We start from the raw sequence: 25,327 nt of genomic DNA on the forward strand, positions 1-25,327 counted from the left end.
ACTACGAACCATCTTTCATTCCTCTCCTTAAATATGGTGTTTTTGTCTCTAGGACTTACGCTTCTATCAAGTGTTTGTAGTAAGCGCTTTAGCGCTTAGGTTAAGCACTGAAGTGCTTACTACGAACCATCTTTCATTCCTCTCCTTAAATATGGTGTTTTTGTCTCTAGGACTTACGCTTCTATCAAGTGTTTGTAGTAAGCGCTTTAGCGCTTAGGTTAAGCACTGAAGTGCTTACTACGAACTAACAATTTAGAAGTCACTATTAACTTTGGCGTTTTTGTTGTCTAGCTTTTCGTTGTTGTTGCAGCAAATTTTGACGTTCTGGACGACGACCTTTATTATCTGTCGTTGTTGGAGAAAATTCCGGTTTAGTTTCGCTCAAACGTTCCCCTAAAGCCCGAATCGTCGGATATTGGAACATTTCTAACATCGACAATTCCGCATTTAAAGCCGCTTTTAACTTTTGATTGACTTGGATCAAAAGTAGAGAATGACCGCCCACTTCAAAGAAATTATCATCGCGCCCCACCGAATTTAATTTGAGAACTTCCTGCCAAACTGCTGCAATCTTTTGTTCGATTTCAGTTTGAGGATTTTCTGATGTTTTACGGATAGCATGGTTGGTATTGGGTTCGGGAAGACTGCGAGTATCAATTTTCCCATTAACAGTCAGCGGGAAAGCATCCAACAGCACAAATGCAGAAGGAATCATATACTCTGGCAGTTGAGCTTGCAGGAAATGCCGCAGGTCTGCTAGTAGTTTATTTTGACTGCTCCACTGCCAATTTAACTCCACATCTGCTTGATTCTCTCGACTTAAAGCTTGGTTTTCATCGGTGACTAACCGAGCATACACGCTATACAAATTGGTGTTTTCTAGCAGTTTGTCTTGTTCGATAACCAATGTATAGCCCCGCTCGATAAGCATTTGTTGAATTGACTGCAATCGTCCTTCAATATCGTGAACTTCTATCACCAACTGCTTGATTTTTTTCCAATCTTCTGCTGCAATTCCTGCTAAAACATCGCCTTCGCTTTTCTCAGCATCAATTTTTAGTAAGTCAATCCGCTCAATCTGCAACTTCCGAATCATTTCAGAGAGACTGGTCAACTCACAGGTAAATTGTTCTCCCTTTAATCGCTCTTCTAACCATTGGTCAATATTCTCCCCTGTGACAAATTCTTGTTCCTGATTTAACAAGAAAGTTTTGACAGTTTCTCGCTCTTGTTCAGCATCGGCGTACTGTCCAGACACAACGGTATTATGAGGATAATAAGTAAACGTTGCTTGTCTCGATTCTTGAGAAATTCCCAGTTGAAAAACTTGAGCATTAACCCCATAAAGCTCGACATTCAAACGCAACTTTTCATACAGAGGCGGCAGAGGTTCAAAAGCATAAATCTTGGCATTTTTACATTGATGAGCCACAAATAAAGTAAATAAGCCAATATTTGCTCCCACATCAATTACAGAATCGCCATCATTTAGAGTAATGCCATGTTTCAAATAGCATCGCTCTTGAAAAATTTCTTGATAAACAAAGTCAGTTTCACTTTTGTTTTGATGAACAATTGTCATCCCATTGGCTAATTCATAGCAGGATTCTGGCTGAAGAATACCCTGCCGTTGCAACTTTAACATTTGCACCACTGGGAAAGCTGTGTTGAATTGGGGAACAAAATAAGCAACTAATTGCTTATTCCCGTCGCTATCTGACTTTTGAATTACAAGATTTTCTCGAACGCTGGAATGCTGCCCTAAAGCGGCTTCAATTTCTCCTAATTCAATGCGGAACCCTCGGATTTTTACTTGATGGTCAATTCGTCCCAAATATTCAATTTCTCGATTCGGCAAATAACGCGCTAAATCGCCAGTTTTATACAGACGAGCAGCGGGATTTGGATTAAATGGATTGGCAATAAATCGCTCTGCACTCAATTGTTCGCGGTTTAAGTAACCCCGCGTCACTCCAGCACCGCCCACATAAATTTCTCCGGGAATCCCGATGGGAACGGGTTGCAAGTATGAGTCTAAAATATACAGTTGTAAGTCAGGAATTGCTCGACCAATAACACTTCCTTTGCTATTCAAGTCTGCTTCAGTTAACGGGCGATAGGTAACATGAACGGTAGTTTCAGTAATACCATACATATTTACCAATTGTGGTTTGGCATCGCCATGTCGCTTAAACCAAGGGCGGAGACTCTGTAAATCTAACGCTTCCCCACCGAAGATAACTAAACGCAGACTTAATTCTGGTGGAGATGTTAACAACTCTTCGATTTGAATTAATTGACGAAAAGCTGATGGAGTTTGGTTAAGAACCGTTACTTTCTCCTTTGCCAAAAGATGGTAAAAATCTTCAGGAGAACGACTTACCAAATAGGGCACTATAACTAAACGCCCTCCATACAGTAGTGCCCCCCACATTTCCCATACAGAAAAATCAAAAGCATAGGAGTGAAACAGCGTCCACACATCTGACGAATTAAATTCATACCACTCTTGGGTGGCGTGAAAAAGACGCACTACATTTCGATGTTCAACCAAAACTCCTTTTGGTTTACCTGTTGAACCGGAAGTATAAATTACATAAACTAGAGAATCCGGTTTCACCTCACTAATTGGGTTCTGAGAACTATAGTTACTAAACGTCTCTTCTTTGTCTAAATAAACAATGATTGAATCAGCAGAAGGAAGGGTAGTAACTAATGCTTGATTCGTCAGTAATACTGACAGTTGAGCATCATTAATAATGTATTCCAAACGTTCCAAGGGGTTTTGTGCATCCAAGGGAACGTAAGCTGCACCCGCTTTCAGAATCCCCAATACCCCAATCACCATTTCTAGGGAACGTTCGACACAAATTCCGACTAATTGCTCTGGTTTTACCCCTAAACTTTGCAGGTAGTGGGCGAGTTGATTGGCTTTTTGATTTAACTCACTATAGGTGAGTGTTTGTTCTCCATACACTACCGCCACCGCATCAGGAGTTTGTTCTACTTGGGTTTCAAACCACTGATGCACGCACAAGCGATTCTCGTAAATAGTATCAGTATGATTCCATTCTTCGAGCAGTTGATGTTTTTGCGTAGCGGTGAGTAAAGGATATTTGCAAAGAGGCAGTTGAGAATCGGCAACAATAGCGTTGAGCAGGGTTTGAAAATGTCCTGTTAATCCTTCAACGATATCTGCATCCAAAATATTTGTATTGTATTCCCAGTATCCTTGTAGTTCAGCGTTTGTTTCTTGCACCGAGAATGTCAAATCAAAAGTTGCTCCGGCGGTTGGTTTATCTAATTCCCAAGGTTCGGTTGTTAAACCCGGTAGATGTAACACTTCTTGTGTCACATTTTGCCAGAGAAAGAGAATTTGGAACACCGGAGTGTAACCGGGATGACGTTCTGGGTGAAGATTTTCGACTAGCAAATCAAACGGTAATTGCCCATGAGCATAACCCTCTAAAGCTGTTTGATGAACTTTGAGCAAAAGTTCCTGAAATGTTTGTTCGGGTGTCAGTTGACAGCGCAAAGGCAAAAGATTGACAAAAAAGCCAATCAATGATTCTGTTTCTAAAAAATTCCGATTGCTTAATCCGGTTCCGACAACCAAATCCTGCCGTTCGGTATAGCGATAGAGTAAGGTATAAAATGCTGTGAGTATGGTGACAAATAAGGTTGTTCCTTTTTGCAGACTTAACTGTTTTAACTTTTGAGTTAAATCTTCACCCAGGCGAAACGGAATTTTTTTGCTGACAAAAGACTGGTTAATTGTGCGTGCGCGAGTGCAGGGTAATTCTAAAATCTCCGGTGCATCCGCGAGTTGTTGCCGCCAATAGTCTAGGAGGTTGGTTAATGCCTCTCCCTGTAAATATTGACGCTGCCAATAAGCATAATCGGCATATTGAATTGATAAAGAAGGTAAATTAGCGGGAATCTTGTTTAAATGGGCATCATATAGGGTTGAGAGTTCCCGTAAAAAGACTTGAACTGACCAGTCATCCCCGATAATGTGGTGCAGAGAAAACATGAAGAGGTAGCTATCTGGCTCTATTTTTAGCACAACGCATCGGAATAGAGGTGACTGCGTTAAATCAAAGGTTTTTCGCCATTCTTGGGTAAGTTGTTTTTCGGCTTCTGCTAGGCGCGTTGCTTTGGGAAATGATTGTAAATCAATCACTGGCAAGCTGAAACAAATCTCATCTACAATGTGTTCTACGGGAACACCATTCACTGTCTTGAAGCTAGTGCGTAAGCTTTCCTGGCGGTTAATAATTGTTTGAATTGCTTGCTCTAATACTTTGAGGTTTAATTGTCCCTGTAACTTAAAGGCGCGAGTAATGTTATAGAGTGAATTTGCGCCTTCAAGTTGGTCAATAAACCAGAGGCGTTGTTGGTCGAAGGATAAGGGTAAATTCTCTGTCCGGGCGATTTGGGGAATCGTTTCCCTAACATGGAAACTCTGGGATTTTTGACTGTCGATATACTCAGCCAGTTTCTCTACTGTGGCTAAGGTAAAAAAGTCTTTGACATAGAGGTTGATGCCAAAAATTTTGTTGATTCTGACAATCGCTTGTAAGGCTAATAGGGAATGTCCGCCTAACTCAAAAAAGTTATCGTTAACTCCAATCTGGTTAATCTTTAAAACTTCTGCATAAATCTCTGCAATTTTCTTCTCTGTATCGGTACGCGGCGCCAGATAATCCTTGAATAATTGATGATTAACTTCTGTTGGGGCGGGTAAGGAACGACGATCGATTTTACCAGTCGCGGTTAAAGGTAACTCTGACAAACTAACAAAAGCCGTCGGTAACATATACGCTGGTAATTGTTCCTTGAGTACATCTCGCAACTGTTGGGTATCGAGAGTTAAATTCGACTCGGAAGGGACAATGTAAGCAACTAAAACTGGTTCACCCAGAGAGTCGCCCTGAGTGGTGACAACAGCTTCTTTGATTCCATCCAAACGGCATAAAGCCATCTCAATTTCGCTCAGTTCAACCCGATAACCTCTAATTTTGACCTGAAAATCTTTTCTCCCCAAATGCAGGAGACAACCATCGGGTAATAAGCGACCTAAATCGCCTGTTTTATAGCGTCTTTGTTGGCGGTTTTGGCTGTCAAAACTGAAAACAGCCGCAGTTAATTCTGGTTGTTGCCAATAACCTACAGCAAGATAACGACTCCTGACCACAATTTCCCCAACTTCTCCCACACCAACTTCACGCCCTTCTTCATCAAGGAGTAAAATTTCATGGTCTTCTACGGCATATCCTGCGGGTACATTACTTGTGGTAATCTGCGTATCGCGATCGACTTTGAATTGACGAATGGGGCTAACTTCCGTACCGCCCAAATTGACTATCAGTTGACAGCGAGCGCTAAAATGTTTCTGATACAGTTGGACATCCCGTTCGTAAACTGTCTCGCTTCCCAAGAATATTAAGCGTAAATTGGGGAATTGTTCATCTCCCCTTAACGTCATAGCAAAGTGACGAAACATCGTCGCTACAGCAAAAAATACTGTAATTTCTGCTTCTCTTAGCCAAGCAGCTAAATGATTCAGTCCGAGTTGTTGCACATCAAAGAAATGCAGACTTGCTCCATTTAGGAGGGCGCAATAGATATCTCTCACAGCGCCAGCAAAACTGGGAGAATATAACAACGCCAAGCGGTCTTCTTCTGTAATTTCACCGCTGTTGGTGTAGCTTTTGGTTAAATGCAAGACATAGTTATGAGCTTGCATCACACCTTTGGGTTTTCCTGTAGAACCGGAGGTATATATAATGTATGCAAGGCTATCCGGCGATAGAGATAGATTCAGTTCTTCTGATGATAAATTACTATCTAATTCGTCTAAATTAAGGATGGATACACCATCAGAAGCTGATTTGCTAAGTTTAAATATTGATTGTTAGTAATAATTAACCGACTTTGAGAATCAGCTAAAATATAACCAATTCTAGATTCAGGTTGGGACGGGTCAAGGGGAACATAAAACTTACCCGTTTTTAACACTCCTAGCATCGCTGCAATTAAGGGCGCATCGCTGGCTAAGAGTAACGCAATCGGTTCTGGTTCGGGGTTAGATTGCGCTAGAATTCCCCTGGTAATGCGGTTTGATAATTGATTAAGTTGATGGTAAGTCAGTTGATATTTATCAGTTTTGATGGCAAGGCGATCGCCTTGAGACTTTACCTGTTGTAAAAAACGTTCGGGGATTGACTGTTCTACAGCTTCTTTTGGGAAGGAAATAAACTCCTTCGTCGATTGATTGTTGGGTTCAGTTTGAACTTGTTTATATCCAGCTTCCATGACTATTTCCTTTAAAGGTAAATCAACACAGCTAACACTTTTTTGGTGAAAGCCGATCAAAATGCACCCTTCGATGAATTATCCACAAAATGCTAACAGTCTACCAAACAAAGTTGGCGTCGTTTGTAGTCAGGGATTGATCGCCATGCTTCGGACTCAAGTCCCGACTACAAACGGGTTCATGTCGTTTGTAGTCAGGGATTGATCGCCATGCTTCGGACTCAAGTCCCGACTACAAACCAGTTCATGTCGTTTGTAGTCAGGGATTGATCGCCATCTTCGGACTCAAGTCCCGACTACAAACATGTATTGTTGCTTTGGTTGATTATTGGTTAATCCCTGGCTGGAACATCAGCAGCTAAAGCCAGACGTTGCAGGCGACAGGATAAGCCATAGATAGCCAACATTTTCAGGTGAGTAGCTTTCCAGGTAGCAAAAAATGTGGCGAGGAATTTGTCAGACCAACGCTGACTGGGTAGTAGTTCAAAAAAGTTTTCGCACTTGCGTACTGACTCAGAAGATTATTCAAAAGCTTGGGTTAAAGCATCTTGCAGCTTTTGATCTGGAATTATGTCAATTACACATTTGACTGTATTTGTCAAGAGACTAGGCATCATTTTTTTGGCAGATTTTTTATTGTGGAGTAGGTAGTATAATACAACTGACTCGGCAAGTAAAGACTAGACTCAATAGAACAAAAAAGTTTGCGCTGGCTCTAAAAAGCGAAAAAGGCCAAAATCCAGAAGAAATAGCACAATTTTACCGATATAAAGCCTTGACCAAGCAGAAACGGGGACGCGGGGAAGCGGGGAGTTCTTTAACAACTCTCGAACCTCTCCCTTGTCTCCCCTTCCACCCGTCCTCTTCAAAGCTGGAATCCCCTGAGTTTAGACATGGGGTGTACCCGCGTCACCGTCTCCGGTGCGTCACCGCGTCCTCTTCAAGCGCTATACTGCAACGTGACCGATTTCGTCGGGTGTGAGATGGGAATGCAATACCTCACCATCGCGAAACCAGACAATGCGTTTGGTTTGACGCGCCACATCGGGTTCGTGGGTAACCATTACAACTGTGATACCGCTGGCGTTGAGTTCGGTAAAGATATCCATCACTTCCTGGGTGGTTTTGGAGTCTAACGCACCCGTTGGTTCGTCTGCTAAAAGTACCACAGGACGGTTGACAATGGCGCGCGCGATCGCCACCCTTTGTTGTTGTCCCCCAGAAAGTTGATTTGGTTTATTATTGAGCCTGTTTGCTAATCCTACCTTGGTGAGAGCCTCCACAGCGCGATCGCGTCGTTCTTGACTCGGAACCCCCGCATACACCATCGGTAACATCACGTTTTCCACCGCAGATAACTGCTGTAATAGGTGGAATTGTTGGAAGACAAACCCCAATTTTTTATTGCGAATTTTGGCTAATTCCGCATCTCCTAAAGAAGACACATCCACCCGATCTAAATAATAGTGACCCGATGAAGGACGGTCGAGACAACCGATAATATTCATCGCGGTAGATTTACCCGATCCAGACGCACCCATGATCGAGCAATATTCCCCTTCTTCGATAATTAAATTAATATCCCGCAGCGCCTGCACCTGAGTTTCGCCGCTCCCGTAGATTTTATAGATATTTTCCAGGCGAATTATAACTGGTTTGGGAACCGTTGTAACCGTCGCATGTTGAGTTGTAAGTGAGCTATCTGAAAATTGATTTTTCATATTTTAGATTAATTTTGAATAAACCGCGAAGACACGAAGAACGCGAAGAGAAGAATGTAGAGAGAAGTTTTTACGTATCAATTAGGATTGCTATATATTTTTACGCGCTTCTTAAGGCCACAATCGGATCTAGTTTAGCAGCGCGCCTCGCAGGAACGACGCCGAAGAATAAACCAATTCCGCCAGAAACGCCAGTCGCAACCAGAATTGCTGCGGGTGAAATTCCTGCTTTTAAGGGAGAGACGACACTCACCAAGGTGACGCCGCCAACGCCGATTAAAGTACCGATTGCACCACCGACGGCGGAAAGAATAATTGCTTCGATCATAAATTGAATCAAGATATCTTGTTCGGTGGCACCGATGGCTTTACGCAGTCCAATTTCGTGGGTGCGTTCGGTAACGGAAACGAGCATAATATTCATGACGCCAATCCCGCCGACTAATAGGGAAATGCCTGCGATCGCTGCCAACATCAAGGTCAACCCATTGGTAATTGTACCAACAATTGTCAGGACGTCGCGTTGAGTTCTAATTGTAAAATCATCTTGGTTACTAATTTTATGCCGCAGTCGCAACAAATTGCTAATTTGAAATTGTGCCGCACCGATACTATTAGTATCTTTAGCCGAAACGGCAATAAAATCTACCAAAAGGCCATAGGGAGAAGTTCTACCCCGCAGACGGTTAGCCATTGTGGTCAGGGGAATATACACGGCATCGTCTTGGTTACTTCCCAAAAACGAACCTTTGGGTTGCATCACCCCAATCACTGTAAAGCTGAGATTTCTAATCCGGATGCGTTCCCCAATCGGATCGCTATTACCAAACATTTTATTAACAACATCCGAACCTAGAAGGACTACTTCGTTATTGCTTTTGATATCTTCGTTGCTAATAAATCTTCCTTTGGCAACATCAAAGCTGCGTACTGTCAGGAATTCTGGCGTGACGCCAAAGATTTGGGTACTGGTATTTTTGTTGCGGTAAACTACTGTCTGTTGGCTTTGAATTTGCGGTGCAACTTCCCTGATTGAGGGAACTTGGCGCGCGATCGCTTTTGCATCTTCGAGTACCAAAGTTCTAGGTAAGTCTCGGTTTCGTTGGGCATTTTGATTACCTGGAAGGATAAACAAAACGTTAGGTCCAAGCGATTCAAATTGCTCGGATGCCAACCGCTGCGCCCCTTGTCCAATTCCCACCATCGCAATCACCGAAGCGTTGCCGATGATAATTCCTAACATTGTCAGACTACTACGCAGCTTATTTGCTGTTAGGGTAGTCACCGCCATTTTTACGCTTTCTAGAATGTCCATTGCTAATTGCTAATTGCTGATTGCTAATTGCTGATTGCTAATTGCTCATTGCTCATTGCTAATTGCTCATTGCTAATTGCTATTTTCTATTAGCCATTAGCCATTAGCCATTAGCCATTAGCCATTTTCATCTGGTTTTGGCCTTCTATCTTTCGGCATGTCGATGAATACGCGATCGCCTGGATTAACTCCCTGTAAAATCTGGGTTTGGTCGCCGATTGTTGGCCCAATCGTTACGGGACGAAACTCGGGTTTGTTATCCTTGCCCGGTACCATCACGCCCTGCTTGCCTTTTTGAGTCACAATTGATACCGTAGGGACGACGAGGGCATTGGGTAATTCTTGCCCCAAGAACGTTAAATCGATATTCATTCCCGATTTGAGCGCTTCTTGCCCAGTATCAAGGGATGCTCGTACTTGGAAAGCAGTAACGTTTTGCTCGAGTACTGCTTCGGGGGCAATTAAGCGGACGCTACCTTTAAAGGTTTGGTCGGGATAGGCATCGGCGATAATTTCAACTGGTTGGTTGAGTTTAATTTGTCCGATATTGACTTCTGGGACTCTGGCGAGGACTTCTAAACCGCGAGCGATCGCCACAATAGAAGTAGAAGTTGCAGAAGCAGAACTGGAACCGGAGGTAGTCGGCGTCACGAAAGCACCGACGTTGGCATATTTCTGCGTCACGGTGCCAGCGAAAGGCGCGCGGATAATCGTATCTTCGATTTGCACTTGAATTGCTTGCAAGCGTCCCCTCGCTTCTGCTACCGTTGCTTCGGCTTGGGCAATATCTTCTCTGCGGCTACCGTTTTGCAGCTGATCTAACGCTTGCTGTGCTTCTTTTACCGCCGCTTGTCGCTGAGCAATTATTTCCGGACGAGTGCCAGAAAGCAACAAATCTACAGCTTGTTGCGCTTCTCTTACCGCCGCTTCTCGTTGGGCAATTTCCTCGCGTCTTGTCCCGGAAAGCAACAAATTTACAGCTTGCTGCGCTTCTCTTACCGCCGCTTCTCGTTGGGCAATTTCCTCGCGTCTTGTCCCGGAAAGCAACAAATTTACAGCTTGCTGCGCTTCTCTTACCGCCGCTTCCCGTCGGGCAATTTCCTCGCGTCTTGTCCCGGAGAGCAACAAATTTACAGCTTGTTGCGCTTCTCTTACCGCTGCTTCTCGCTGGGCAATTTCCCCTGGCGAGGTGCCATTCTGGACTTGTGCCAGACGGCGATTAGCTTCTTCCAAATTAGCTTGTGCGGTGCGGTATTCTGAGATTACCTCTTGCAAGCGATCGCGGGAAATCGCTCCTTGCTGTGCCAAAGATTGATTGGCACTCAAACGCTCGCTTGCTAAGTCTACTCGTGCTTGGGCTGCTTGTATTTGAGATTGAGCTTGGGCAATTTGTTCGGGATTAGCAGTTCTCGCCGCCGTTAATTGGGCTTGAGCTTGGGCTAGACGCGCTCTAGCTTGGGCTATTTCTTCCGGACGACTCCCCGCTTGTGCTTCGGCTAGCTGGGCTTGGGCTTGGGCTAAACGACTGCGCGCTTGGGCAATTTCTTCTGGACGACTCCCCGCTTGTGCTGCGGCTAGCTGCGCTTGTGCTGCGGCTAGACGCGCTCTAGCTTGGGCAATTTCTTCTGGACGACTCCCCGCACGCGCTTGGGCTAACTGCGCTTGGGCTGCGGCTAAACGACTGCGCGCTTGGGCTATTTCTTCCGGACGACTCCCCGCTTGCGCGTCGGCTAACTGCGCTTGTGCTGCGGCTAGACGCGCTCTCCCTTGGGCAATTTCTTCTGGACGACTCCCGGCTCGCACTTTAGCCAACTGGGCTTGGGCTTGCTCTAAGCTGGCTTTGGCTTGGAGTAATTGCGCTTGCAGTTGGGAATTATCCATCCGGGCAATGATTTGTCCCGCCTGCACCTTATCCCCTTGCTCTACCAGCAACTCTCGCAAAATCCCAGAAGTTTTGGGACTGATGTTGACGCTTTGAATTGGCACGATTGTACCGCTGGCAGTAATCCTGACGGTGAGGTTTTTCGATTCCACCGGCACGGTTAAAGCCGTCACATCGGTCTTAGGCGTTGCTCGATTCAGCGCCACATAAGTGCCACCAGAAGCAGCCAACAGACCTGCGGCGACTAACCCGACCACCCAAGGTGTCCGCTGGTCAACTTTTTTACCAATTAAAGGGAGTTGCATGGGCTTGGTTTTCCGAGCAGGGAGTAAGGAACAAGTTAAATGCCGAGTTGCCCTAAGCGTCCGTTTTCCAGCCTTATGTTTATATAATCCAGACTTCTTCGAGCCAATCGGGATGAAAACCGTGACGTTTTTTGCTTAATCTTTCTTAATCTTAACGATTTGATAACGGTTTCCGCTTCCATTCTCATGGTACGGTTAGGGGTGGGAATCCGGCTTCGCCCGATCGGCTAAACCTGCGGCTCTTGGGCTCTTGGGCTCTTGGGCTCTTGGGATCTTGGGCACGACGGCGGGGAGGCAGAGCAGATGGGAAGATCGGGAAGACTCTTGAAGTAGAAGTAATTTCGTCCCCATCTTGATCGCTTGCATCACCTGCATCACCTGCCCAATCTCCCCTGCACACCTGCACAAGAGCACACCTGCTCACTTTCTCCCTCGCCCTGGTGAATCAACTATGATTTAAGCTGGAAAACACCCTTTTGTCTTAATGGCTATATGCCCAATCGCAATTCTTGGCTTTCTGTTATCCTCCTGTTTGGTGTGTTAAATATGACCAAGCCTGCATCCGCGCAGGCATTAATACCCCACACGCTGCAACTCAACTCGGCTCAGCTAGAGCAACAGGGGTTGAGTTTGGCACAGGAAGCAGCACAGTTGGCTCAATTTCAACAATACGAATTGGCCCTGCCGCGAGCAAGGCTGGCAACGCAGCTGGCACCGAAGAACTTTCAAGCTTGGTTTTTGTTGGGGGGCTTGTATTTACAATCCGATGAGATAGATAAAGGAATTGCCGCGTTGCAGCAGGCGAAGAGTTTGAATGCCAATGAATCGACGATTTTGTTTGCATTGGGGTCGGCTTACTTTCAAAAGCAGCTATACGAACAAGCGATCGCAGAAATCCAAGCTGGGTTAAAAATTAAACCCAATGTACCGGAAGCGTTATTTGATTTGGGCAACGCCTACTATAAATTAAGGAAGTTTCCCGAAGCGATCGCATCTTATGAAAAAGCGATCGCGGCGGAAGCAAAATTTTGGCCTGCACTGACCAATATCGGCTTGATTAAATACGAACAGGGCGATATAGACGGGGCAATAACTATGTGGCGCAAGTCGGTGGAACTTGACAAGGAAGCCGCAGAACCCCAACTGGCACTCGCCGTAGCGCTGTATGCTAAAGGCGATCGCGAACAAGGCATCGCGTTGGGAGAAGCCGCGCTGCGCTCCGACGATCGTTACGCCAATGTAGACTTTTTAAAGGAAAATCTTTGGGGCGATCGCTTGATTCAAGATGCCCAAAAACTCCTCGCTACCCCCAGAATTCAAGCGACAATTGCTCAAGCGCAAGAACAGCGATCGCAACAACAGCAACGTCCTCCCCGGTAAGTTGGGCAGGTGTGTAAGTGGGCAGGTGTACTCCAGGGGTCCAGGCGCCCAGGTGCTCCAGGGGAATTTGAATGTATATCTCCCCATCTCCCCATCTCCCCATCTCCCCTGCTCACCCCCTCACCCGCTCCTCTTGCTGCTGACAATTTTGCTGTTCCATCTGCAACTCTGCACCTTCTCCAGGGCAGAAAAGCCGATTATCTTTAATACTAACGCTTGTTGCTAGTTATCTTTTTAGGGCCCAAGACAGGCTAATGGCTAATAGCTAATGGCTAATGGTAGAACCGAAAAATATTCCCATCAGCAATTAGCAATTAGCGATTAGCTTCTGCTGTGCAACCCACGATAGTTATAACTAGCAACTTGGGTTAATACATATTTTTCCCGCTTGTGCAGAATATCAATGAGGGAAAGAAGGTGGCAAAAGGTTCGGTCATATCATGTCCGGTTCTTCACCCATAGTTAGGAATGACTTGGGAGAACGGTGACACGGTGACGCGGAGATATTTTTATTAAGGGTAATCGACCGGACATGATATCAGATATAAGATTAATTTCTCCGTTCTGGTTTCAATAATTAACGTTTGGCAGGGTTACTGGTAATGGCGTTACTAGGCTCTGCCGTGGTCACGAGCGTAATGGGTAATTGTACTGAGGGCAAAAGCCTGTTACTCCAATTACCAATTACCAATTACCAATTACCGCCCTCACAACTATTCACTACCAACTTCAGTTAATTAACTCAAGTTGCTAGTTATCTCTCTGGGAGCGGCTAATGGCTAATGGTTCGATTGGTAAAAATCCTATATTAGCAATTAGCAATTAGCCATTAGCAACGCCAAAGTTTATAACTACCAACTTGAGTTAATTAGTAAGATTGCGGCTAAAAACCGCCGCAAAAATCTTAAAATAAGCTAAAAATAATGGCCAGAAAAGCACCTGCCGTGCTACACGGGAGAAAGTATCAAATATACGGTCAGTGCAGCGTGGCAGAAATAACTCCCTTGTCTATAGGAGGCTGGCAGCGTTGCTAGCCACGGCAAAAGCCATCTGCACTCTTGCACGGCAGCAGCAAAAATGGTAATTTATCCGATGCCAAAAACCCAGTAGCAAAATTTGGCTACCGACCCTGGCAGAAAGGGTTTTTCTCCAGAACGCCCTCGGTATTTGCCCCAAACAGCTAAATATAGTACATAAGTACTTAATAACAAGGGCAAGCTGGCTTGGGGCAACAAGCGAGCCTTCTTGCCACTACCTGGTTAAGGGGGTTGGGGGGATGCGTGAGGCACAAGCTACTTAATCTTTGGGCAGCAGTGCCATAATCTGATCCACAAACAGTTGATGATCGACCACGGGTTTAGAGATGTATCCATCCGCACCGCTTTGCTTGAGAAAGTTTTCGCGATCGCCCTCCATCGCGTGAGCCGTGACCAGGATAATAGGAAGGTTGGCAGTCTGGGGGTTATTTTTGAGTATCTGGGTGATCTTAATGCCGTCAACTGCCTGACCTTGGTATACACTGCGAGCTAGCGAAACATCCATCAAAATCAAGTCGGCTTTCCCGGACTGGGCAATTTGTATCACCTCTTCCACGTCCTCGGTTCCCTGAACCGATAAGCCTCCCCGCTTGGTGAGAATCTTGGAGAAAACGCGATAATTTATCGGATCGTCTTCGACAATCAGAACAGTCTTCATGGCTTTTCCTTTTTACTTAATTCAGAGTAAGACACCCTTGCTTCTGCCGTTTGATACTACTGTGAAAATTGTCCTTTGTCCTTTGTCATATCATGTCCGGTCGATTACCCTTAATAAAAATCTCAGAGCGTCACCGTGTCACCGTTCTCCCAAGTCATTCCTAACTATGGGTGTTTAACCGGACATGATATCAGTGGTCAGTAGATGCGCCGTTAGAGCAGTCAGTTGTTCAAGGGCGACCGCTCTCCATGACCGATGACCCACGACTCATGACCGATTTTGTTATTTTTTTGTATTCATAAGGAATTAGACTCATGGCTAAACAACTAAACCTGATCTCGGGACAAGTCATCACTACTGCCCTGCACACCGAGATGCAACGGTCATATCTTGAATATGCCATGAGTGTCATCGTTGGGAGAGCATTACCGGATGTCCGCGATGGGTTGAAACCCGTCCATCGTCGCATTTTATATGCGATGCACGAGTTGGGATTAACACCGGATCGCCCCTACCGCAAGTGCGCCCGCGTGGTGGGGGACGTGCTGGGGAAATATCACCCCCACGGCGATCAGGCGGTTTATGACGCCCTGGTACGGATGGTACAAGACTTTTCCTGTCGCTACCCCCTCCTGGGGGGACATGGTAATTTTGGTTCGGTAGATGATGACCCTCCGGCAGCAATGCGGTATACGGAAACGCGCCTTGCTCCCATCAGTCACGAGGCGATGCTGTCGGAGATTGGCGAGGCTACGGTTGATTTTATCAGCAACTTCGATAATTCCCAGCAAGAGCCAAGCGTGCTACCCGCGCAATTACCGTTTTTGTTACTCAATGGATGTGCGGGAATTGCTGTGGGAATGGCAACTAACGTACCGCCGCACAATTTAGGGGAACTGGTGGATGGTTTAATTGCCTTGATCGATAACCCAGAATTGCCGTTCGAGAAGCTGCTAGAACTGATTCCAGGACCAGATTTCCCCACTGGGGGCGAAATTGTGGGAATTGAAGGCATCCGGGAAGCTTACTCGACGGGTAAAGGCAGCATTACGGTGCGGGGTGTGGTCAAAATTGAGGAAATTCAGGGAAGTCGGGGACGGCATCGCAGACAGGCTATTGTAGTGACTGAGTTGCCTTTCCAGGTGAATAAAGCTGGCTGGATCGAAAAGGTAGCAGAATTAGTTAACCAGGGGCGAGTCGAGGGCATTGCCGATTTGCGGGATGAGAGCGATCGCGACGGGATGCGCGTCGTTATCGAACTCAAACGCGAGGTCAATCCCCAAGATGTCCTAGAACAGCTTTACAAGCAAACTGCACTTTCTAGCAACTTTGGCACTATTATGTTGGCGTTGGTAGACGGACAGCCGCGTCAGTTAAGCTTGCAGCAACTATTGCAACAATTTCTGAGTTTCCGCGAGCAAACCCTGACTCGCCAATATACCCACGAGTTAGAACAAGCAGAGAGACGCCGCCATCTGGTAGAAGGTTTGCTCACATCGCTTTCTCAGTTAGACGCGGTGATTGATATTCTCAGAAATGCTCCCGATGGCAGTACGGCGAAAGTGACGCTGCAAAGTAGATTTAATTTTAGCGATCGCCAGTGCGATGCGATTTTATCGATGCCGTTGCGACGATTGACGGGGTTAGAAAGACAGCAGTTGCAGACAGAGTTTGACGAATTATCTGCCAAAATTGAGGAGTTGCAGCGGTTGTTGGGCGATCGCCACGAACTCCTCAAAGCCTTAAAGAAAGACTTGCGCGCCCTCAAACGCAAATACGGCGATGCGCGTCGGACTCGCATTCATAAAGCTGCAAAAGTAGCGGAGCAGGGGAGCAAGGGAGTAGAGGAGCAGGGGAGCAAGCGAGCAGAGGAGCAGAGGAGCAGGGGAGCGAAAAATGCCACCCCCCAATTACCAATTACCAATGACCCATTACCAGAAGAAGAAGTCGTTTTAGAATTTACTCAAAAAGGGTATGTGCGGCGACTGTCGAAGAATGGAAAATCTACTGCTTTAAAAGCGGGCGATGATTTTGCAGTTAAAACTCAGGTGTCTAATACGGGTGCAGAATTAGTAATAATAACCGATAGCGGTAAAGCTTATCCGGTTAAAGTAAAGGACATTCCCCAAACTTCTGGACAAAGTCGGGGGACTCCGTTACCTTTGTTACTTCCCAATGGGGCGCAAGCGGCTAACGAAACAATTGCCACCTACTTTTTATTGCCCGAAAAACTAGACAATGCCGATTTAGTAATTCTCACTTCTCAGGGGCGGATTAAGCGACTAGCCGCAACAGAAATTGCCAGTTTGAGCGCGCGGGGCATCACTTTAATCAAGCTAAAAGATAACGATAAAGTCAGCTATGCTAGCCTAACTAACCAGCGTCAAGAAGTTATTTTGGCAACTTCTGGGGGGCGCGTGTTGCGGTTTCAAATTAACGAGCAACAATTGCCGATAATGGGTAGAACCGCCCAGGGGATACAGGCGGTGAGGTTGCGCTCTCAAGAAAAATTAGTCGGCGCTATAACCCTTTCTCCCAATGAAAATATCTTGCTAGTCTCTTCATTAGGGTATGCCAAACGGATGCCAGTTAGTGCCCTACGACTGGTTAATATCGGCGAAATTGGCACTCAAATGATGCAATTTATCGGCAGAATCGATAATTTAGTTGGAATGGTAGCGGCAAAAGAATCAGCGGAGGTAACTTTAGTCACCGATCGGCGAGTCGTGCGCGTCGGGGTGAAGTCGGTACAGTTTTATGGCAAAGATGGGATGGGCGATCGCATTGTCCAACTCAATGCCGATGAGAAAATTATCAATGTGGTAGGTAATGGGTAATTGGTAATTGCTATTACCATTACCTATTAACGCAAGTTGCTAGTTATAAACAAGGGCATTGCTAATTGCTAATTGCCAGCTTGCTAATATAGGATTTTTACCAATCGATCCATTAGCCTCGTGACCACGGATCTGCCGTGGTCACGAGGCTAATAGCTAATGGCTAATGGCTAATGGTAGAACCGAAAAATATTCGCATAAGCAACAGGACTGACGCAAGGGCGTTGCTAGAAACCCGGTTTCGACCGTCGATCTATGGTTGCCAAACCAACGATTTCTCCTATGACCAAAGTTTCTTTGCGTAAGTCCTGAGCAATTAGCAATTAGCGATTAGCAAGCTTGCTAATGGCTGATGGGAATATTTTTCGGTTCTACCAGCCATTAGCTATTAGCCATTAGCCTGTCTTGGGCCCTAAAAAGATAACTAGCAACAAGCGTTAGTCAGCAACTTGATCGAGAAGCGCTGGCGATCGCAAACTAATAAAAAACTTACAATAACGTATTGATTGCCGCAATTCCCGATAAAATAAAAGGCTGTGCCATCTGTGCAAAGGTTCCATGTCTACTACTTCCCCTTTCTCCCCCGACGAAATTGCCGCTCTTGGTATTAAACCCGAAGAATACGAAGAAATTGTTAAGCGACTGGGGCGTCATCCCAACAAAGCTGAGTTGGGAATGTTCGGCGTCATGTGGTCGGAACACTGCTGTTACAAGAACTCCCGACCTTTATTGAAACAGTTTCCCACCGAGGGCGATCGCATCCTAGTCGGCCCCGGAGAAAACGCCGGAGTGGTAGACTTAGACAATGGCCTCCGCCTCGCCTTTAAAATAGAATCCCACAATCACCCCTCCGCCGTCGAACCCTTCCAAGGTGCAGCCACCGGAGTCGGCGGTATCTTACGAGATATCTTTACAATGGGTGCGCGTCCCATTGCTGTTTTAAATTCCCTCCGCTTCGGTTCTTTAGATGATGCCAAAACTCGCAGATTATTTACTGGCGTAGTTGAGGGAATTTCCCATTATGGTAATTGCTTGATTGGCAGCGAGACAATTATCTGGCGCGATGACCGTGGTGTACATTTCGATACCATCGGCAACTTTGTAGAGTCGCGTTTGCAACCAGGCGATACCACCGTTGAGCTAACACCCTCTACTTCAGTTGAAACCCTTTCCCTAGACGCCGATACGTTGCAAAGTTGTTGGCAACCCGTGCGGCGGATATTTAAGCGACGCGCTGAAAAACTGGTAACGATTCGTACAGCTTTACGTCGCAGGATTACGGTAACGCCAGAGCATCCAACATTGATACTCTCAGACGGCAAATGGTGCATCCGCGAAGCACACTTGTTAAAAGTCGGCGACCAAATTCCCATATTAATTAATATGCCATTTCCAGTAGGAGAAAATGGCCAAGAAAATGTATCGCCAATCAATTTGATCGGTACTTTGGACGAACAGGACGGTGATAAAGATGTTTATGTAGACTTGCCACCCAATTGGCAACCTACAGATATCATCCGCAAAGCTTTGCGCGAAATCGAACCTTCTGCAACCAGGCGTTGTCGCTACTTGAAATATCGCAGACTGCCGCTTTCACATTTCTTGGTTCTAGAACCACTACTGAATATTTCGCCCTCGGATATTCGTCTCCGACAAGGTAAAGCAAGCTACGCAAATGCAGTTATCCAACCTGATGAAACCTTTGCACGTTTACTCGGCTACTATCTCTCAGAAGGATGTGTTTCTCCAAAGGGGAACACCTATAAAATCATTTTTACATTCGCAGTCCACGAAAGCGAATACGTCGATGATGTTGTGCAGGGATTAAAGAATTTAGGAATAAACCCCTGTATCGAAAAACGCGATTCCACAATTGCCGTTTATGCAACTTCATGGCTGTTAGGACACGCTTTGAAAAACGTTTGGAAATGCGGTATTGCTGCGAGTGATAAGGCTTTTCCCGCTTTGGTTTTCCAATGGCCTCGCTATTTGCAATATGAAGCATTGAAAGGTTTAATCCGAGGCGATGCCAAAATCGCCTTTGCGACAACTAGCCGCCAACTATTTGAGCAAACTGTAATGCTAATTCAAAGCCAGGGAGCCATCCCGTATATCTATTATAGACCTGCTGCTGAAGGAAAAATTAAAGGTCGCTTGCATCAGCGCTTACCAATGTGGCAATTGGAAGTTACTTCTGGATTGACAGAATTAGTCAATGTATTTGGTGCAGAAAGAAACGCCGAATTAGGTGAGGATCTTACTCGCTATAACGGGAAAAAATATTCTGTGCCGAGTTTCTCAGTCTCGAATGAGTTGGCATTTGTCAAGATTAAGAGCATAGAAATTAACAATGTAGACGCATGTGATGTGTATGATATCGAGGTAGACAATACCCATCTTTTCGCTACAACTTCTGGCATCGTTACCCATAATTGCGTCGGCGTCCCCACAGTAGGCGGTGAAGTTTATTTCAATCCTGCCTATTCTGACAATCCGTTAGTGAATGTAATGGCACTCGGATTAATGGAAACAAAAGAAATAGTTAAAGCAGGTGCATCCGGAATCGGAAATCCCGTTTTATACGTTGGTTCTACGACGGGACGAGACGGCATGGGAGGCGCAAGTTTCGCCAGTGCAGAACTCAGCGATGCTTCCATGGATGACCGTCCAGCAGTGCAAGTCGGCGACCCATTTTTAGAGAAGTCTTTAATAGAAGCTTGTCTGGAAGCGTTCAAAACAGGTGCAGTCGTCGCCGCACAAGATATGGGTGCAGCAGGAATTACCTGTTCTACTTCTGAAATGGCAGCAAAAGGCGGCGTGGGAATTGAATTCGATTTAGATAAAGTTCCCCATCGCGAAACAGGCATGGTTCCCTACGAATACTTGTTATCAGAATCCCAAGAACGGATGCTCTTTGTGGCGCACAAAGGTCGCGAACAGGAATTAATTGATATCTTCCATCGCTGGGGACTCCATGCCGTTGTCGCAGGAACTGTCATCGAAGAACCGATTGTGCGGATTTTATTTCAAGGGCAAGTCGCCGCAGAAGTTCCAGCAACTGCTTTGGCTGATAATACCCCAATTTACCATCGCGAGTTATTAGCCGAACCGCCAGAATATGCCCGCAAAGCTTGGGAATGGACTCCAGATTCTTTACCCCCTTCCACAACAAATGGAATTGAAATCCAAGGCAAGTTGCTATCTTGGACGGATATCTTACTGACCCTGTTGGATACTCCGACTATTGCATCCAAACGTTGGGTTTATCGCCAATACGACCATCAAGTTCAAAACAATACTGTCATGTTACCAGGCGGTGCAGATGCAGCCGTTATCCGCTTGCGTCCCTTGGAAGATCATCCTCTTGTGGGGCAGGCGTCTCGCCTGCCTTTGGACATGGGGGGGCAAGATGCCCACCCCACAAGAGGCGGGCAAGATGCCCACCCCACAAGAGGCGGGCAAGATGCCCACCCCACAAGAGATGTTGCAGTCGCAGTGGGCGGGCAAGATGCCCACCCCACAAGAGATGTTGCAGATAACAATCTAAACTCCGATCCCCCCCTGTCTCCCCTTGATCGGGGGGGAGTTCAAAATCCAAAATCAGCTGTAGCTGCTACCGTCGATTGCAATTCCCGTTACGTCTATCTCGACCCTTATGAAGGTGCAAAAGCAGTCGTTGCTGAAGCTGCACGCAATCTTAGCTGCGTTGGTGCAGAACCTTTAGCTGTGACAGATAATCTTAATTTTGGCAGTCCAGAAAAACCGATTGGATATTGGCAACTCGCCTCTGCTTGTCGCGGTATTGCCGATGCTTGTCGCGAATTTAAAACCCCCGTCACGGGTGGGAATGTTTCTCTGTACAATGAAACCCTCGATCGGCAAGGTAACCCTCAACCTATTTATCCGACCCCCGTTGTCGGTATGGTAGGCTTAATTCCAGATCTGGCGCGCATTTGCGGTCAAAGTTGGCACAAAGCAGGCGATTTGATTTATCTGTTAGGCAAGCAGGATGGCGTCACCTTGGGTGCTTCTGAATATTTGGCAACGATTCACGATACCGTTGCCGGAAAACCCCCAATCGTCGATTTTGATTTAGAACGACGCGTGCAAGCAGTTACTCGCGAGGGAATTCGTAATGGTTGGATAAATTCGGCACATGACTGTGCAGAGGGAGGTCTGGCAGTTGCTTTGGCAGAAGCTTGTCTCGGCAATCGTCTGGGTGCAGAACTGAATTTGAATGTAAAGCAGGATACGTCTGTGCGTTGGGAAGGCTTCCTCTTCGGTGAAGGCGGTGCCAGAATTATCGTCTCTGTATCGCCTGAGTCCGCCTGTCCCTGGGAATCTTACTTACAGGAAAATCTACCCTCAGCTTGGGAAAAAATCGGTCAAGTCGGAAATACCGATAGTAATTTACGGATATTTACCGACGATCGCATTCCCCTAATCGACGCTAGCATGTCAGATATGAGCGATCGCTATTACAACGCCATCGGACGGCGCTTAAAGATTTAGTACCCTCTGCCAAGTTGACCTACTCGCTTCGCCACCACGATCTGGTGCTACCCCCGCAGTATTTGTGCTTAATGGTGGTATCGTTAAGACATTATTAAGATAGGTCAACTTTTCTAACTTTTTCCGTCCTCAAGCAATTCCCCTGACTCAAGATCTTAATTAGGAGCGAAGCCGTAGCAATGATCCCCAATCATCCCTTCTCTGCTGACGAACATTCTGCCAATGCTAGCGAGGCGCGACCCGATAAACCAGAAGAAGCGTGCGGCGTTTTTGGCATCTACGCACCAGAAGAAGATGTCGCCAAATTAACTTACTTTGGTTTGTACGCCTTGCAGCACCGGGGACAGGAATCAGCAGGAATTGCCACCTTTGACGGCAAGCAGGTACACCTGCACAAAGAGATGGGGTTGGTTTCCCAAGTATTCAACGAATCCATCTTGCAGCATCTCGTGGGTCAGTTGGCGGTAGGTCACACCCGCTACTCGACTACAGGTTCTAGCCGCGTTGTCAACGCCCAACCCGCCGTCGTCGCAACTCGCTTAGGTTCGCTTGCTTTAGCACATAATGGCAATCTTGTCAATACAGAAGAGTTACGATCAGAATTGCTGCGGCGGGACTGTAACCTAATAACTACGACGGATTCGGAAATGATAGCCCATGCGATCGCCCTGGAAATCAACGAAGGCCAAGATTGGTTAGAAGGGTCGATTCGTGCGTTTCACAAATGTCTTGGTGCATTTAGTTTAACGATCGCCACCCCAGAGGGTATAATGGGCGTCCGCGACCCCAACGGCATCCGTCCCTTAGTAATTGGCACCTTTGGCAGCAATCCAGTCCGCTACGTCCTCGCTTCCGAAACCTGCGGTTTAGACATCATCGGTGCGGAATACCTGCGGGATGTGGAACCCGGAGAATTAGTCTGGATTACCGAAGAAGGTTTAGCATCGTTCCACTGGACGCAAAAGCCCCAGCGCAAGCTGTGTATATTTGAAATGATTTACTTTGCCCGTCCAGATAGCATCATGGAAGGTGAAAGTTTATACACCTATCGCCTGCGGTTGGGTCGTCGGTTAGCGGAAGAAGCACCCGTCGAAGCCGATATAGTAATAGGAGTTCCAGACTCTGGCATACCTGCTGCGATCGGATTTTCCCAGGAATCTGGCATCCCATACGCAGAAGGATTGATTAAAAATCGCTACGTCGGTCGTACCTTCATTCAGCCAACGCAAAAAATGCGCGAAGCGGGGATTCGCATGAAACTCAATCCCCTCAAAGATGTTTTAGCAGGCAAGCGCATCGTGATTGTAGATGACTCGATTGTGCGGGGAACCACCAGTCGCAAACTCGTCAAGGCGTTGCGGGATGCAGGTGCAACTGAAGTTCACATGCGAATTTCCTCGCCGCCAGTGACGCACCCCTGCTTCTACGGCATCGACACCGATAGTCAAGACCAGTTAATTGCTGCTACGAAATCGGTGGAAGAAATAGCCAAACAAATTGACGTTGATAGCCTAGCTTATCTCAGTTGGGAAGGAATGCTCAAAGCTACTGGGGAAGATCCAAACAGCTTCTGTTCTGCCTGCTTTACTGGCGATTATCCCATTCCCGTGCCAGAGATGGTGAAACGGTCTAAGTTAATGCTAGAAAAGGTGGCTATCTGAGGCAATTGGATTTAACTTGATCGCATTTTGTGTGCGATCTCTCATTTATATCTAATATCATTAGATCCCCCCAAACCCCCCTTATCAAGGGGGGTTTGGGGGGATCACCAATATCCGGAAAATAAATCTCTCTGATTGAATCTGCAATCAATACGGGTATCTGAGAATTGCTTTATGGTTTGGCTCAACAATCATTCATTACAGAGCGACGATTATATCATTAAACAAAAATTAGGGCAAGGTCGCTATTGTATCACCTACCTTGCTAAAGATAAAAATGGTAAAGATGTTGTTATCAAAACCCTAAATGATGACGAACTGAACTTACAAATCCAAACCAATCAACTCACGCCAGAAGAACGAATTAAATTAGAAGCGAAGTTTCTAGAAGAAGCAGAAAAAATCCGACTCTTACACAAACATCCCCATATTGTCAAAGTCATCGATACTTTTAGAGAAGGGCAACAAGGGTGTATCGTTATGGAATATATTCCAGGGGATACCCTCAATCGTTTAGTCAAGCGAGTTTTGCCAGAAAAAGAAGCATTGCGCTACATTCAGCAAATTGGAGAAGTTTTAATCGAAGTGCATCAATTAAATTGGGTGCATCGAGATGTGAAGCCAGAAAATATTATGATTCGGGCGGGAAAGTATGAAGCCGTGTTGATTGATTTTGACTTAGTGCGGGGATTTAATTATCCTTTATCGCGTCACGTCATTGCCAAAGGATTTACCCCGCTAGAATTGTATAGCGATAAAAGAGACAAGGGCGCTTATACCGATGTTTATGCCTTAGCAGCCACATTGTATGCAATTTTAACCGGGGAAGTGCCGCCGGATGCTCAGGATTTGAATGATGGTAAAGTGCAATTAATTCCGCCTAAAGAGTTGAATCCTCAAATTTCGGATCGGGTAAATCATGCCATTCTTGAAGGGATGCAATTAGAAGGGAAAAATCGTCCCCAGACGATGCAGGAATGGTTAGGTTTATTGGGATTGAAAAAACAAATTTCTATTCCTTTTCCTCAGTCGGATGCGATGACTGTTTGGACGGCATTGGCAGCAGCGGGATTATTAGCGGCAATTGTGGCTTTGGTTGCTTATCTGAAACCTCCTGCCTCACCTCCTCCCGGCGCAACACCTGTGGAGATACCAAGTCAATCTAGGAATTAACGATCTTATTTATTAAGAGCTTGCACCTTTCCGCACACCCATCATATCATGTCCGGTCGATTACCCATAATTAGCAGCCGGGACACGGCAAGATCGACGTTATCTGTTTATCCGATATATCTCTGATGCCGTGTCCCTACGCAACAACTCTGTGAGGTTTTTTTATTATGGGCAATTCATTCCCTGGCGGGCGAGGACGCAGGCGCAAAATATCAATCTGCTGATACCAAACTGTAGGGGCACGGCATCAGCAATCATCAACCTCAAACCGAAATATCGATATTGCCGTGCCCCGACGCGCATCTGCTGATACCAAACTGTAGGGGCACGGCATCAGCAATCATCAACCTCAAACCGAAATATCGATATTGCCGTGCCCCGACGCGCATCTGTGATACCAAACTGTAGGGGCACGGCATCAGCAATCATCAACCTCAAACCGAAATATCGATATTGCCGTGCCCCGACGCGCATCTGTGATATCACACTGTAGGGGCACGGCATCAGCAATCATCAACCTCAAACCGA

General features: G+C 46.1%; 12 protein-coding genes. 5 read left to right on the forward strand and 7 right to left on the reverse strand.

Going from position 1 to position 25,327, the window contains the following annotated elements; genetic code table 11:
- Positions 1–265 precede the first annotated feature (265 nt).
- From MiSe_RS35840 to MiSe_RS35855, 5 genes are all read right to left on the reverse strand, one after another.
- Positions 266–5,911 carry a non-ribosomal peptide synthetase gene (locus MiSe_RS35840; RefSeq protein WP_307731602.1) on the reverse strand — a complete coding sequence of 1,882 codons (5,646 nt, stop codon included), beginning with the start codon at positions 5,909–5,911 and terminating at the stop codon, positions 266–268.
- Entirely contained in the window at positions 5,860–6,318 is a 459-nt protein-coding gene (locus tag MiSe_RS51425) for an AMP-binding protein (protein ID WP_264196765.1), read from the reverse strand. The genes MiSe_RS35840 and MiSe_RS51425 overlap by 52 nt, the downstream gene beginning before the upstream one ends.
- A gap of 947 nt (positions 6,319–7,265) precedes the next feature.
- Entirely contained in the window at positions 7,266–8,039 is a 774-nt protein-coding gene (locus MiSe_RS35845) for an ABC transporter ATP-binding protein (protein WP_307731600.1), read from the reverse strand.
- Between the two features lie 100 nt (positions 8,040–8,139).
- The gene (locus MiSe_RS35850; protein ID WP_226589333.1) at positions 8,140–9,354 is read right to left on the reverse strand and encodes an ABC transporter permease; all 1,215 of its coding nucleotides are present in this window, start codon (positions 9,352–9,354) and stop codon (positions 8,140–8,142) included.
- 117 nt (positions 9,355–9,471) lie between these two features.
- Positions 9,472–11,541, reverse strand: a complete 2,070-nt coding sequence (locus MiSe_RS35855) for an efflux RND transporter periplasmic adaptor subunit (protein WP_226589335.1) — start codon at positions 11,539–11,541, stop codon at positions 9,472–9,474.
- 492 nt (positions 11,542–12,033) lie between these two features.
- On the opposite strand from MiSe_RS35855, the gene MiSe_RS35860 reads away from it, so the two are divergent.
- Positions 12,034–12,921, forward strand: a complete 888-nt coding sequence (locus tag MiSe_RS35860) for a tetratricopeptide repeat protein (RefSeq protein ID WP_226589337.1) — start codon at positions 12,034–12,036, stop codon at positions 12,919–12,921.
- 1,296 nt (positions 12,922–14,217) lie between these two features.
- Here MiSe_RS35860 and MiSe_RS35865 read toward each other — a convergent pair.
- A complete protein-coding gene (locus tag MiSe_RS35865) occupies positions 14,218–14,616 on the reverse strand; it encodes a response regulator (RefSeq protein WP_226589339.1) in 399 nt (132 codons plus the stop codon).
- Between the two features lie 314 nt (positions 14,617–14,930).
- Here MiSe_RS35865 and MiSe_RS35870 point away from each other — a divergent pair, with 314 nt between their 5' ends.
- The 4 genes from MiSe_RS35870 (at position 14,931) to MiSe_RS35885 (ending at position 24,799) form a co-directional block, all read left to right on the forward strand.
- Positions 14,931–17,453, forward strand: coding sequence for a DNA gyrase/topoisomerase IV subunit A (locus MiSe_RS35870; RefSeq protein ID WP_226589341.1), 2,523 nt, complete (start codon positions 14,931–14,933; stop codon positions 17,451–17,453).
- Between the two features lie 558 nt (positions 17,454–18,011).
- The gene (locus MiSe_RS35875) at positions 18,012–21,965 is read left to right on the forward strand and encodes an AIR synthase-related protein (protein WP_226589343.1); all 3,954 of its coding nucleotides are present in this window, start codon (positions 18,012–18,014) and stop codon (positions 21,963–21,965) included.
- A 179-nt stretch (positions 21,966–22,144) separates the two neighbouring features.
- On the forward strand, positions 22,145–23,626 hold the full coding sequence (purF, locus tag MiSe_RS35880) for an amidophosphoribosyltransferase (protein WP_226589345.1): 1,482 nt from the start codon (positions 22,145–22,147) through the stop codon (positions 23,624–23,626).
- A 174-nt stretch (positions 23,627–23,800) separates the two neighbouring features.
- Positions 23,801–24,799: a serine/threonine protein kinase gene (locus MiSe_RS35885; protein ID WP_226589347.1), complete on the forward strand. Its 999-nt coding sequence runs from the start codon at positions 23,801–23,803 to the stop codon at positions 24,797–24,799.
- 263 nt (positions 24,800–25,062) lie between these two features.
- Here the strand turns inward: MiSe_RS35885 and MiSe_RS35890 are convergent, their stop codons facing one another.
- A complete protein-coding gene (locus tag MiSe_RS35890; RefSeq protein ID WP_226589350.1) occupies positions 25,063–25,218 on the reverse strand; it encodes a hypothetical protein in 156 nt (51 codons plus the stop codon).
- Positions 25,219–25,327: the final 109 nt, after the last annotated feature.

This window comes from Microseira wollei NIES-4236 (genome assembly GCF_020521235.1).
GTDB lineage: Bacteria > Cyanobacteriota > Cyanobacteriia > Cyanobacteriales > Aerosakkonemataceae > Microseira > Microseira wollei.